Origin of the sequence: Aeromonas sp. R6-1 (assembly GCF_040908165.1) — a bacterium.
GTDB lineage: Bacteria > Pseudomonadota > Gammaproteobacteria > Enterobacterales > Aeromonadaceae > Aeromonas > Aeromonas caviae.
In genome coordinates, this window is sequence record NZ_JBFODF010000050.1 from 1 (window position 1) to 13,213 (window position 13,213).

Genomic DNA, 13,213 nt, shown 5'->3' on the forward strand with positions numbered 1-13,213 from the left:
GCAATCAGGGTAACAACCATCTTGATGTTGTCGCCCGGCATGACCATCTCTACGCCTTCCGGCAGTTCGATGGTACCGGTCACGTCGGTAGTACGGAAGTAGAACTGCGGACGGTAGCCCTTGAAGAACGGAGTGTGACGACCACCTTCTTCTTTGGACAGCACGTACACTTCGGATTCGAACTTAGTGTGCGGCTTGATGGTGCCCGGCTTGGCCAGTACCTGACCACGCTCTACGTCTTCACGCTTCACGCCACGCAGCAGCGCGCCAACGTTCTCACCTGCACGACCTTCGTCCAGCAGTTTGCGGAACATTTCAACGCCGGTACAGGTGGTCTTGGTGGTATCTTTGATACCAACGATTTCCACTTCTTCACCAACCTTGACGATACCGCGCTCTACACGACCGGTAACTACGGTACCACGGCCTGCGATGGAGAAGACGTCTTCGATCGGCATCAGGAACGGCTGGTCGATGGCACGCTCCGGCTCCGGAATGTAGGTGTCCAGGTGGCCAGCCAGTTCCAGGATCTTCTCTTCCCACTGAGCTTCGCCTTCCAGCGCTTTCAGTGCGGAACCACGTACTACCGGCAGGTCATCACCCGGGAAGTCGTACTCGGACAGCAGTTCGCGAACTTCCATCTCGACCAGTTCCAGCAGCTCTTCGTCATCTACCATGTCGCACTTGTTCATGAACACGATGATGTACGGAACGCCTACCTGACGACCCAGCAGGATGTGCTCACGAGTCTGCGGCATCGGGCCGTCAGTCGCTGCTACTACCAGGATTGCGCCGTCCATCTGGGCAGCGCCGGTGATCATGTTTTTAACGTAGTCGGCGTGACCCGGGCAATCTACGTGGGCGTAGTGGCGGGTAGCAGTGTCGTATTCTACGTGGGAGGTGTTGATGGTGATACCACGCTCACGCTCTTCCGGTGCCTTGTCGATCTGGTCGAAGGCGAAAGCTTTACCACCGAAGTGCTTGGCCAGCACGTTGGTGATGGCGGCGGTCAGGGTGGTTTTACCGTGGTCAACGTGGCCGATGGTACCCACGTTAACGTGCGGTTTATTACGCTCAAATTTTTCTTTAGACATGATCGTCCCTCTAAACTAACGCTGAGTACGCGGTGGCAAGCTAACCACAGAACAGTTTATATGATGGATTTGAATCAAGGGGAGTAGAGAGGTTGGTGCTGACAGGCTGGTTCGATTGCCGAACTCACCCTAAGGTGTGGCTCTCAGAATTACCTGAGCCATATCAGCATCTTGGAGCGGGCAGCGGGAATCGAACCCGCATCATCAGCTTGGAAGGCTGAGGTAATAGCCATTATACGATGCCCGCATTTCTCTAACCCAAAGAACTCAAACCGCAGAGAAATATGGTGGAGGGAGAAGGATTCGAACCTTCGAAGGCAGAGCCGTCAGATTTACAGTCTGATCCCTTTGGCCGCTCGGGAACCCCTCCAGTTGCATAAATGCCACAACGGTAATTCTGCTTGCACCCGTTGTTTTTGTCGCTTTTGCTGGGCAAATAGACGATAGACATCCAAGCGTCGCGCATTTTATGGTAAGGATTTTGGGGATGCAACCATTGCACCTTGCAAAATGTGCATTTATGCCGGGATCCAAGCAAAAAAACGCGCCTTCTCCGTCCCGACCGGACGCGTCCCTTGTCGCTCCCGATCCCTTGGTGTATGGTCGCCCTGCCCAAGAAACAGTGATGACACCATGACGACAGAGCATAACCCCTATTTGCAATTCACCCGCGAACAATGGGCGTTATTGCGCGATGCGGTCCCCCTGACCCTGACCGAGCACGATCTGCAGACCCTGCGCGGGATCAACGAGAAGGTGTCATTGCGGGAAGTGGAAGAGATCTATCTGCCCCTCTCCCGTCTCCTCAATCTCTACGTCAAGGCCAAGCAGCGCCGCAGCCGGGTGCTGGAGCAGTTTCTCGGTCAGTCCCGCGGCAAGGGCACCTATATCATCAGCATCGCCGGCAGCGTGGCGGGGGGCAAGAGCACCACGGCCCGTATCCTTCAGGCATTGCTGGAGCGCTGGCCGGAGCACCCCAGGGTGGAGCTGGTCACCACCGACGGCTTCCTGTTTCCCAACAAGGAGCTGGAAGCCCGTGGCCTGATGCGTCGCAAGGGATTCCCCGAGTCTTATGACATCCGCCATCTGGTGGAGTTTGTCGCCAATATCCGCGCCGGCCACGAGAAGGTCGAGGCCCCCGTCTACTCCCACCTGATCTATGACATCCTGCCCGACGAGAAGAAGGTGGTGGAGCAGCCGGACATCCTGATCCTGGAGGGGCTCAATGTGCTGCAAAGCGGCATGGACTATCCCCAGGACCCCCATCGTGTGTTCGTGTCGGACTTCGTCGACTTCTCCATCTATGTGGATGCTGACGCCGAGCTGCTGCGCACCTGGTACATCGATCGTTTTCTCAAATTCCGCAGCGGCGCCTTCTCGGATCCCGACTCCTATTTCCACCACTACGCCAAGCTGGCCGAGAGCGAGGCGACCGAGATCGCCAACAACATCTGGCAGGATATCAACTACCTGAACCTGCAAGAGAACATCTTGCCGACCCGGGAGCGGGCCAACCTCATCCTCACCAAGGGCAACGAGCACGCCATCGAGCAGATCAAGCTGCGCAAGTGACCACTGTCGCAATGCATACATGGAAGAGGGGGCCCGCAGGCCCCCTCTTACATTCAGTCGTCATGAGCGTATGGGTTCAGTCCCCCCGCCGCAGGGAGAGTTCCCCTCCCAGATAGAGCTTGAGCCCCTCTTCCGTCTCCAGACGCAGGGCTCCGCGTTCGTCGATCCCCCGGGCAATCCCGCGGATCACCTGCTCTCCCATCAGCAGCTTTACCGGCTGGCCGGCGAAGTGGTCGAGCCGGTTCCAGCTCTCGACAAAACTCGCCAGCCCCGACTGTTCGAAGGTTTGCATGGCCTGTTGCAGGTGCAGCAGCACGCAGGCGGCCAGCTCGTTGCGATCCACCGGCTCGGGCTGGATATGGCGCAGCTCGGACCAGGCCTGATCGATCTTCTCCCCCTCCCGACTCGGCATCGCCAGATTGAGGCCGACCCCGATCACCAGATGGCAGCTGGCACCCGCACTGCCGCTCATCTCCACCAGGATGCCCGCCAGCTTGCGGCCCTGGTAATAGAGGTCGTTCGGCCACTTGAGCGCCACCCCGGGATAACCGAGTGACTCCAGCGCCTCGACCACCGCCACGCCGACCGCGAGACTCAGTCCCATGGCGGCCGCCATGCCCTGCTCAAGCCGCCAGTACATGCTCAGGATCAGCTGGCAACCGAAGGGAGAAACCCAGGGTTTGCCACGACGTCCCCGCCCGGCGGTCTGGCACTCGGCCAGACAGCTTTCCCCGGAGCTCAGGGTATTGACCCGCTCCAGCAGGTACTGGTTGGTGGAATCGATGACAGGGAAGCAGTGCACCGGCGCCATCGGTGCCTCTGCCTGCAGCCGCCCCTCGTCATAGAGGGCCATGGGCACCGCCAGCCGATAGCCCTTGCCGGTCAGGCTGAAGAGATCCAGCCCCAGATCCTTGAGCGCGGCCATGTGCTTGCTCACCGCCGCCCGGCTGATGCCAAGGCGCTCGCCCAGCTGCTCGCCGGAATGGAACTGGCCGTCGCTGAGCAGGGTGATCAGGGTCTGTCTGACGGGGGTCAGGGTCATGCCAGTACCTCGTCGAGCCAGGTTTCACCGCTGCGCCCCATGAAGCGCACCTCATGTTCCAGCACCACACCGAACTGGTGTTCCACGCTGTCGCGGACATGGGCCGCCAGCGCGATGAGTTCCATGGCGCTGGCGCCCCCCAGATTGACCAGCACCAGCGCCTGCTCCTGATGGACGGCGGCACGACCGATGGCAAACCCCTTGAGACCGCACTGATCGATGAGCCAGCCAGCCGCCAGCTTGGCCTGCCCTTCTGCCGCAGGGTAGCAGGGCATCTGCGGGTATTGCTGTTTCAGGGTCTCGGCCAGGGCGGCGGGCACAACAGGGTTTTTGAAGAAACTGCCCGCGTTGCCCAGCACCGCCGGATCCGGCAGCTTGGCCATGCGGGTGGCACAGACGGTGTCGAAAATGGCCTGTGGCGAAGGGGCATCCCCCAGCGCCGCCAGCGGGCCATAACCGGCGACCGGGCGCCATGCCTTGGGCAGGCGCAGACCGACGGCGGTGATGAAGTGGGAGTCCTGATAGTCGTGCTTGAAGATGCTGTCACGGTAACCGAACCGGCAGTCGGCCGCCGCGATGCGCTCCACCTCGCCACTCTGCCAGTTGAACGCCTCCACGTAGGCACAGACGCTGGCCAGCTCGACCCCGTAGGCACCGATGTTCTGTACCGGGGCCGCCCCGACCGTCCCGGGAATGAGTGCCAGGTTCTCCAGCCCGTGCCAGCCCTGTTGCAGGGCGTGGCATACCAGCTCGTGCCAGTTTTCACCTGCCGCCACATGCAGCAGCCAGTGCTCGGACTCCTCGTGCAGCGTGATCCCTTTCAGGCCGTTGTGGACCACCAGACCGGCAAAGTCATCGCAGAACAGGATGTTGCTTCCTCCTCCCAGCACCAGGCGCGGCAAGGTGGCCAACTCCGGGTTGGTCCGCAGTTGCGCGAGATCATCCGGCCGGGTCACATCGGCCAGCCAGAGGCAGTGTGCGTCCAGGCCCAGAGTATTGAGGGTCGACAGGGAGGCGTGGGGGGTGAGTTTCATCTGTGTGTTCCGACAAGGACAAGGGCGCAGTTTACCCCAGATCCCCCGGGACAAAAAACCCGGACACTTTTCGGACTCACGGCGCTGGAGTAGAGTAACCCCTTCATCCCGCTGAGGAAGCATGCATGAACAATCAATTCGCCGTCATCGGCCTGGGCCTGTTTGGCAGCGCCTTGTGCGAAGAGTTGCAGCGCCAGAATGCCGAGGTACTGGCCATCGACATCGACGAGAGCAAGACCCGCCAGATAGCCACCCTCTGCAACCACGTCATCGTGGCCGATGCCACCGACGAGGCCACGGTCGCCGAACTGGGCCTGGCGAATTTCGACATCGTCTTTGTCGCCATCGGCGACAACCTGGAGACCAGCATCCTGACCACGCTGGTGCTGAAAGAGGCGGGCGTGAAGAAGGTCTGGGTCAAGGCCCGTGACAAGTTCCACGCCAAGATCCTGCAGAAGGTGGGCGCGGACAAGGTGATCAACCCGGAGTGGGACATGGGCCGCCGGGTGGCCCAGAGCATGCTGGACAACCGGCTGTTCGACTACCTGGAGCTGGGTCACGACATGGTGCTGACCGAGTTCGTGATCGGCTTGCAGCAAAACACCCGCACCTTGGCCGACTTGCGCCTGCTGCAGCAAAGCGATTTCCAGCTGTTGGCCATCAAGCGGGGTGAGGTGCTGCACAACGTCCTGACCGGCAAGATGGAGCTGCAACTCGGTGACATCCTGATCCTGGCCGGCAACAAGCACGCCATCGATCACTGGCTCGACACCCTATGATCAACTGGCGCAGCAACTACGCCTTCACCCTGCATCGGGAAGACAACTCCCGCTGGAGCGAGGCCAAGCTCATCCTGGGCAGTTTCCTCATCATCCTGCTGGTTGGCACCCTGTTTCTGGTCCAGCCCTCCAGCCACAAGGGTGAGGTCACCGTCATCAACGCCCTGTTCACCGCCACCTCCGCCATCAGCGTGACCGGCCTCGGGGTGGTGGATACCGGCACCGCCTTCACCCTGCAGGGGCAGATCATCCTGTTGATATTGATGGAGATTGGTGGTCTCGGCCAGATGACCATGACACTGCTGCTCATCGCCATGTTCAGCAAGCGGGTCGGGCTGCGCCAGCAGGTGCTGGCCAAGGAGGCGCTGGGCCAGGAGGGGTCCGTCAACATCGTCCAGCTGGTGAAGCGCATCGTCCTGTTCGCCCTGATTGCCCAGCTGATCGGCACCGCCATCATGGCCATTCGCTGGGTGCCCGACATGGGCTGGGGCCACGGCCTCTACGTCAGCTTCTTCCACGCGGTGTCGGCCTTCAACAACGCCGGCTTCTCGCTGTTTGCCAACAACCTCATGGACTACCGGGATGACCCCATCATCAGCCTGACCATACCGGCCCTGCTGATCCTGGGGGGGGTAGGCTTCACCGTCATCGTCGACCTGGTGCGCAACCGCCGCTGGCGCAAGCTGAAACTGCACAGCAAGCTGATGCTGCTGATGACCCCTGCCCTGCTGCTGCTGGGGACCCTGATGTTCTGGCTGCTGGAGCACAACAACCCGGGCACCCTGGGCAACGCCTCCTTCGGGAGCCAGTGGCTGGCAGCCTTCTTCCAGTCGGCCACCGCGCGCACGGCGGGCTTCAACACGGTGGATATCGGCCAGATGGTGCCGGCCTCCCTGCTGTTCATGATGATGCTGATGTTCATCGGTGCCGGGGCAACCTCGACCGGGGGCGGTATCAAGGTCACCACCTTTGCCGTCGTCCTGCTGGCGACCCGGGCGTTTCTGACCAAGCGCCCCCATGTCACCGCCTTCGGCCGCACCCTGTCACCCCAGATAGTGACCCGCTCCCTGGCCATCATCATCGTCAGTACCATGGTGCTGATGCTGGCGATGTTCCTGCTGATGCTCACGGAGTCGCAACCCTTCGACAAGATCATGTTCGAGACCATCTCGGCCTTTGCCACCGTGGGACTGTCCACCGGCATCACCGCTTCTCTGAGCGAACCGGGCAAACTGATCCTGGTGCTGGTGATGATCTGCGGCCGTCTGGGACCCCTCACCCTGGCGATCATGCTGGCCCGCCCGGTGGAGACCCGCATCCGTTATCCGGAAGAGAGCGTCTACACGGGGTAAGCCATCCCATCCATACAAAGAGGGGCCTCCGGCCCCTCTTTCTTTTCTATGTGATCACGGCGCGCGCCAGCCTCAGGCCGCCTTGCCCCTGGTCGTCCCCTTGCCAGAGCTCTTTCCCGTACTCTTGCCAGCACTCTTGCTCGTGCGGGGGCGTGCGGCGGTGGACCCAGTCCGCTTGCGGCGGGCAAAGCGTTGCTTGCTGTCACCGGGCGCCGCCTTGGGCAGCGCGCTGAAGCTGGCGCCGGAATCCTGCCGCGCCCCCTCGATCAGGCCGTTGAGCTGCTCGGTGAGCGGCCCCATGAACTGCTGGTAGCTGCCGTGACGTTCGGCGATCTGGCCCAGACTCTGCTCCCACAGTGCCGTCATGTCCGGTGTCGTGGCGGTCGCGGGCAGCGCCTGGACCAGGGCTCGCCCGGTCGGGGTGGCCTTGATGCTCTTGCCCTGGCGCACCAGGAAGCGGCGCTTGAACAGCAGATCGATGATCCCGGCCCGGGTCGCCTCGGTGCCCAGACCGTCGGTCTCCCGCAGGGTCTTGCGGATCTCGGGATCCTGCACATAACGGGCGATGCCGGTCATGGCGGCCAGCAGGGTGGCATCGGTAAACGGCTTGGGGGGCTGGGTCATCTTCTCCAGCAGTTCCCCCCGCTCGCACAGCAGTTCCTCCCCCTCTTTCAGGGCAGGCAGGGTTCCCGCCTCCTCCTCGTCATCCTCTTCCACTCCGAGCAGCGCCTTCCAGCCCGCCTTGAGGATGCGGCGCGCCTTGGCCTGGAACAGCCCTCCGGCGATGCGCAGCAACACCTTGCTGTCGTTGTACTCGAACGGCGGGTAGAACTGCAGCAGATACTGGCGGGCAATCAGGCCGTACAGCTTCGCCTCGTCGGCCCCCAGGCTCCCCTCGTTCCCCCTCTTCTCGGTGGGAATGATGGCGTGGTGGGCATCCACCTTGCTGTCGTTCCACGCCTTGCTGCGGATCCTGCCATCCGCTTCGGCGACCGCCCTGGCCAGCGCAGGGGCCGTGCTGGCGATGGCCTCCCGCACCTGGCCGGCCCGGTTGAAGTGCTCGCTCGGCAGATGGCGGCTGTCAGATCTGGGATAGGTGATGAGCTTGTGCCGCTCGTAGAGGCTCTGGCAGACGTCCAGCACCCGCTTGGCATCCATGCCAAAGCGCTTGGCAGCGTCGATCTGCAGGCTGGAAAGATTGTAGGGGAGCGGCGCCGCCTGCTTGCGCGCCTGCTCCTCCACCGCCTCCACCCGGGCGGGCTGCCCCTGGATCCGCTCCACCACCTTGGCGGCCAGCGCCCGGTTGAGCACCCGACCCTCCTCATCCTGCCAGGGCAGGCAGGCCTCCGATGGCAGCCACCTGGCGGTGAAGCGTTCGTTGCCCTGGGTCAGCAGATGGGCCATCACCTCGTAGAACGGCTTGGGAACGAAGGCCTCGATCTCGAGATCCCGGCGCACCACCAGACCGAGCAAGGGGGTCTGTACCCGGCCCACCGACAGCAGTTCGCTGCAACCCCCCTTGCGACCAAGCAGGGTATAGGCCCGGGTCATGTTGATGCCATAGAGCCAGTCGGCACGGCTACGGGCCAGCGCTGACACCGCCAGCGGCACGAACTCCTTGTTGTCCCTGAGCTTGTCGAGGGCGCGGCGCACGGCGGGGGGATTGAGATCGCTGATGAGGCAGCGCTGAACCGGTTTGGTCTTGGGATAGCCGAGAAAGTCGATCACCTCGTCCACCAGCAGTTGCCCTTCCCTGTCCGGGTCACCGGCGTTGACCACGCAGTCCGCCTGCTTGATGAGCCCCTTGATGACGGCCAGCTGGGCCTTGGTCTTGGGTTTGGCCACCAGCTGCCACTGGGTCGGGACAATGGGGAGGGATTCCATGCGCCACTGCTTGTAGGCGGCATCGTAGGCATCGGGCTCGGCCTGCTCCAGCAGGTGGCCGATGCACCAGGTCACCACGTCTCCCTGCGCCGTCTCGATGAAACCCTCCCCCTTCTTGTGAGGTTTGGGGAGGACATCGGCGATGGCGCGGCCAAGGCTGGGTTTCTCGGCGATAAAGAGTCGCATGATGGATACACCTGAATACTGTATATGTGAACAGTATACAATCCTCTCACCGCAAACCCCAAGCCCCGGGGTGGCGTACTGCCTCCTCGCCCCGGCTTGGGCATCGCCCTCACCACAGCGCATCCCGCTCCCGTTGAAGGGTAAAAGTGCGATTAAAATTCAAAAAAGCATGCCCAAACAAAAAAAAACCCAAAAATTGCTTACATGTCGAAATAAAAATCATGACCGAGGTCAACCCATCGAATCTTGGGACTACTACTATATTGGTAATACCCGAATTCGAAGGACACCGTCACCATGCTTGGAAAACTGTTGAGAAAGACCTGGTTCTGGCTTCTGCTGCTCGGGGCCCTGCTGGGGGTCGCTGCACTGGGCGTCACCGTCACCGTGCTGCACAAGACCAGCTCCACCGAGTTCTGCGTCTCCTGCCACTCCATGCAGACCCCCCTCGCCGAATATCAGGGCAGTGTCCACTTCCAGAACGTGAAGGGGATCCGCGCCGAGTGCGCCGACTGCCACATCCCCAGTGAACCCGCCGCCTATCTCTGGACCAAGATCCGCGCCGTGAAAGACATCTATCACGAGGCGATCGGCACCCTCGACACCCCGGAAAAATACGAGGCCCACAAGCTGCGCATGGCCCAGACCGTGTGGGATCAGCTCAAGGCCAATGACTCCGCCACCTGTCGCAGCTGCCACAGCTACGCGGCGATGGATATCCTGGCCCAGCGCCCCAATGCCCGTGCCGAGCACCCGGTCGCCATCAAGGAGGGCCAGACCTGCATCGACTGCCACCGCGGCGTCGCCCACATCATGCCGGACATGAGCGGCCTGGCCGCCGCCGGTGCCAGCGAACTGGCCGCCGCCGCGGCCCAGACCCCGGCCACCGTCACCACCCGCTATGCCATCGCCACCACCCCGCTCTATCTGGAGGCCGGCGCCAAGACTGACGAAGGCACCCTGATGCCCTCCACCCAGGTGGAAGTGCTGGCCAACGACAACGGCCGCGCCCAGGTGCGCATCGACGGCTGGCAACAGGACGGTGTGAGCGAGGTGTTCTACGCCGCCCCCGGCAAACGGATCCTGAGCGTGCTGGTTGGCGAAGCCGCCAGAAAAGCCCTCGTGACCGGCAAGAGCGAGACCGACAGCGCCACCAACCTCACCTGGCATCAGGTCAGCCTGACCGCCTGGGTCGACCAGAGCCAGCTCATCGGCGACCAGGGCAAGCTGTGGCAATACGCCTCCACCCTGATGTCCAACAACTGCACCGGCTGTCACGGCCTCACCGCGCTGGATCACTTCAACGCCAACCAGTGGATCGGCGTCATCAAGGGGATGGAGTCCCGTACCTCCCTCACCCCGGAGCAGGCGCGCATGCTCACCCAATACGTGCAGAAACATGCCAGCGACATGAGCGCGGCCCATTAAGGCAGGAACAGAGGACTCTCCCATGACTTTTTTCAATGACCAACAGACCAACCTCTCCCGCCGTACTCTGCTCAAGGGGCTGGGGGCCTGTGCCGCCCTGCCCCTGCTGGCTGGTCTCTTCCCGAAAAGCGCCCTGGCCAAGGCCGTCAGCACGGCCCTTGAGCAGTTCCCCACCCTGGTGCCCGCCCAGAAAGGCATCCTGACCGGCGCCCACTGGGGGGCCTTCGAGGCCATCGTCTCAGAGGGCCGCATGGTGCGGGTCCAGCCGGTGGCCGACGATCCGGCACCGAATGACCTCATCGACATGGCGCCGTTCCAGGTCCACGCCAAGAACCGCATCAAGTACCCCATGGTGCGCAAGAGCTGGCTGGAGCACGGCCCGGGTGCCAGACCGGAGCTGCGCGGTGCCGACGAGTGGGTGCGAGTGAGCTGGGAGAAGGCCATCGAACTGGTGGCCGGCGAGATCCAGCGCGTCCAGTCTGATTTCGGCCCGCAGGCGATCCACGCCGGATCCTACGGCTGGAAGAGCGTGGGCATGTTCCACAACAGCCGCACCCTGCTGCACCGCCTGATGAACCTCTCGGGCGGCTTCACCGGTTATGCCGGTGACTACTCCACCGGCGCGGCCCAGGTGATCATGTCCCACGTGATGGGCTCCATCGAGGTGTACGAGCAGCAGACCGCCTGGCCCAACGTGGTGGAACACGCCGAACTGGTGGTGCTCTGGGGGGTCAACGCCCAGGTGACCCTGAAGAACAGCTGGAACATGCCGGATCACGAGGGGCAGGCCGGCTTCAAGGCGCTGAAAGAGAAAGGCACCCGGGTCATCAGCATCGACCCCGTCTACAACGAGACCGCCAAGCAGGCCAATGCCGAGTGGATTGCCCCGAACGCCTATACCGACGTGGCCATGATGTTGGGGGTGGCCCACACCCTCTACAGCGAGAAGAAGCACGATCAGGCCTTCCTCGATCGCTACACCGTCGGCTTCGACACCTTCCTCGCCTACCTGCTCGGCAAGGATGACGGTCAGCCCAAGAGCGCCGAGTGGGCGAGCGCCATCTGCGGCGTCGATGCCAAGGTGATCCGCCAGCTGGCCCTCGACATGGCCGCCAAGCGCACCATGATCATGGCCGGTTGGGGCATGCAGCGTCAGCACCACGGGGAGCAGCCCAACTGGATGCTGGTCACTCTGGCCTCCATGCTGGGCCAGATCGGCCTGCCGGGGGGCGGCTACGGCTTCAGTTACCACTACTCCTCCGGTGGCAGCCCCACCGCCAAGGGCGGCATTCTGGCGGGCATCTCCGCTGGCAGCGCACCGAAGAACAGCCCGGCCCCCATCCCGGTGGCCCGCATCGCCGACTGCCTCGCCAACCCGGGCAAGACCATCGACTTCAACGGCCGCAAGGTGACCTATCCGGACATCAAGCTGGTCTACGTGGCGGGCGGCAACCCCTTCCACCACCATCAGGACACCAACAACCTGCTGCAGGCCTGGCGCAAACCCCAGACCGTGATCGTCCACGAGCCCTACTGGACGGCGACTGCCAAGCACGCCGACATCGTACTGCCGGCCACCACCAGCTACGAGCGCAACGACCTGGAGATGGGGGGCGACTACTCCCAGCGCTACGTCTTCCCCATGCACCAGTGCGTCCCCCCCCAGCATGAGTCCCGCAACGACTTCGACATCTTCAGCGCCATCGCCGCCAAGCTGGGCGTGCAGGAGCAGTACACCGAAGGGAAGGACGAGATGCTGTGGCTCAAGCAGATGTACGACGGCATGGCGGCCCAGGCTCGCGGTGCCCGAGTGGCGCTGCCGCCGTTCAACATGTTCTGGGAGGCCAACAACTACATCCGCTTCCCGATCCCGGAGGCCAACCGCCAGTGGATCCGTCACGCCGACTTTCGCGAGAACCCGCTGCTCAACCCGCTCGGTACCCCGTCCGGCAAGATCGAGATCTTCTCCAACACGGTGGCGGGGATGGGTTATGCCGACTGCGCCGGTCACCCCAGGTGGTATGAGCCCAAAGAGTGGGTGAAGAGCGAGGTGGCGGCGCGCTATCCGCTGTCGCTCAACACCTCCCACCCGACCCAGCGGCTGCACTCCCAGCTCGACAACACCCCGCTGCGGGACAAGTTCGCCATCGCCGATCGGGAGGCGATCCTGATCCATCCTGACGACGCCAAAGCGCGCGGCATCCAGGATGGCGATCTGGTGCGGGCCTTCAACGAGCGCGGCCAGATCCTGGTGGGGGCCCTGATCTCCGCCGATATCCGGCCCGGGGTAGTGCGGGTGTGTGAAGGGGCCTGGTACGATCCGGCCAAGCCGGGCGAAGCGGGCAGCATCTGCAAGAACGGCAACGTCAACTGCCTCACATTCGACGAGGGCTCGTCCAGTCTGGCCCAGGGCAACTGCGGCCACATGGCCCAATTGCAGATAGAGAAGTATATCGGGCCAGTGCTCGCCAACACGGCGCACGAGGTACCGGCCAACGGCTGAGTAGAGGACTGAGCAACAAAAACGGCGCCATCAAGGCGCCGTTTTCTTAGCGCAGTTTGTGGTGTGGCTCAGAATCACAAGTCACCCTCAACCATATACTCTTCGGCACACTCCACCCGCCTTGCAGCCAGAGCGCGGACAAGGTGGCTCAGAAGTCTCCTTCCACCCTGTACTCTTCGGCACACTCCACCCGCCTTGCAGCCAGAGCGCGGACAAGGTGGCTCAGAAGTCTCCTTCCACCATGTACTCTTCGGCACACTCCACCCGCCTTGCAGCCAGAGTGGGGACAAGGTGGCTCAGAAGTCTCCTTCCACCATGTACTCTTCGGCACACTCCACC

At 62.7% G+C, this 13,213-nt stretch carries 9 protein-coding genes and 2 tRNA genes; 5 read left to right on the plus strand and 6 right to left on the minus strand.

Annotated elements, in window-relative coordinates; translation table 11 throughout:
- From tuf to AB5Y68_RS16450, 3 genes are all read right to left on the minus strand, one after another.
- Window positions 1-1,094 (minus strand): elongation factor Tu (tuf, locus tag AB5Y68_RS16440; protein ID WP_005306258.1); only part of this gene is annotated, 1,094 nt, incomplete at its 3' end.
- Between the two features lie 172 nt (window positions 1,095-1,266).
- Window positions 1,267-1,341: transfer RNA gene (locus AB5Y68_RS16445), tRNA-Gly, on the minus strand.
- 38 nt (window positions 1,342-1,379) lie between these two features.
- A tRNA-Tyr gene (locus AB5Y68_RS16450) sits at window positions 1,380-1,464 on the minus strand.
- 263 nt (window positions 1,465-1,727) lie between these two features.
- Between AB5Y68_RS16450 and coaA the strand changes: the two genes are divergently transcribed.
- Window positions 1,728-2,666: a type I pantothenate kinase gene (coaA, locus tag AB5Y68_RS16455; protein ID WP_029314861.1), complete on the plus strand. Its 939-nt coding sequence runs from the start codon at window positions 1,728-1,730 to the stop codon at window positions 2,664-2,666.
- Between the two features lie 76 nt (window positions 2,667-2,742).
- Here coaA and birA read toward each other — a convergent pair whose 3' ends face one another.
- Window positions 2,743-3,708, minus strand: a complete 966-nt coding sequence (gene birA, locus AB5Y68_RS16460) for a bifunctional biotin--[acetyl-CoA-carboxylase] ligase/biotin operon repressor BirA (RefSeq protein ID WP_039041033.1) — start codon at window positions 3,706-3,708, stop codon at window positions 2,743-2,745.
- Window positions 3,705-4,742, minus strand: coding sequence for a UDP-N-acetylmuramate dehydrogenase (murB, locus tag AB5Y68_RS16465; protein ID WP_039041034.1), 1,038 nt, complete (start codon window positions 4,740-4,742; stop codon window positions 3,705-3,707). The genes birA and murB overlap by 4 nt, the downstream gene beginning before the upstream one ends.
- 125 nt (window positions 4,743-4,867) lie before the next feature.
- On the opposite strand from murB, the gene AB5Y68_RS16470 reads away from it, so the two are divergent.
- Both AB5Y68_RS16470 and AB5Y68_RS16475 read left to right on the plus strand, forming a co-directional pair.
- A complete protein-coding gene (locus tag AB5Y68_RS16470) occupies window positions 4,868-5,521 on the plus strand; it encodes a TrkA family potassium uptake protein (protein WP_010675965.1) in 654 nt (217 codons plus the stop codon).
- A complete protein-coding gene (locus AB5Y68_RS16475; protein ID WP_010675966.1) occupies window positions 5,518-6,873 on the plus strand; it encodes a TrkH family potassium uptake protein in 1,356 nt (451 codons plus the stop codon). Before AB5Y68_RS16470 ends, AB5Y68_RS16475 begins: the two co-directional genes overlap by 4 nt.
- A gap of 72 nt (window positions 6,874-6,945) precedes the next feature.
- On the opposite strand, the gene AB5Y68_RS16480 is transcribed toward AB5Y68_RS16475, so the two are convergent.
- A complete protein-coding gene (locus AB5Y68_RS16480; RefSeq protein WP_039041035.1) occupies window positions 6,946-8,943 on the minus strand; it encodes a DNA topoisomerase III in 1,998 nt (665 codons plus the stop codon).
- A 297-nt stretch (window positions 8,944-9,240) separates the two neighbouring features.
- Here AB5Y68_RS16480 and AB5Y68_RS16485 point away from each other — a divergent pair, with 297 nt between their 5' ends.
- Complete coding sequence (locus tag AB5Y68_RS16485; RefSeq protein WP_039041036.1) at window positions 9,241-10,371, plus strand: NapC/NirT family cytochrome c; 1,131 nt, start codon at window positions 9,241-9,243, stop codon at window positions 10,369-10,371.
- A 22-nt stretch (window positions 10,372-10,393) separates the two neighbouring features.
- Window positions 10,394-12,874 carry a trimethylamine-N-oxide reductase TorA gene (gene torA / locus AB5Y68_RS16490; protein ID WP_039041037.1) on the plus strand — a complete coding sequence of 827 codons (2,481 nt, stop codon included), beginning with the start codon at window positions 10,394-10,396 and terminating at the stop codon, window positions 12,872-12,874.
- Window positions 12,875-13,213 lie beyond the last annotated feature (339 nt).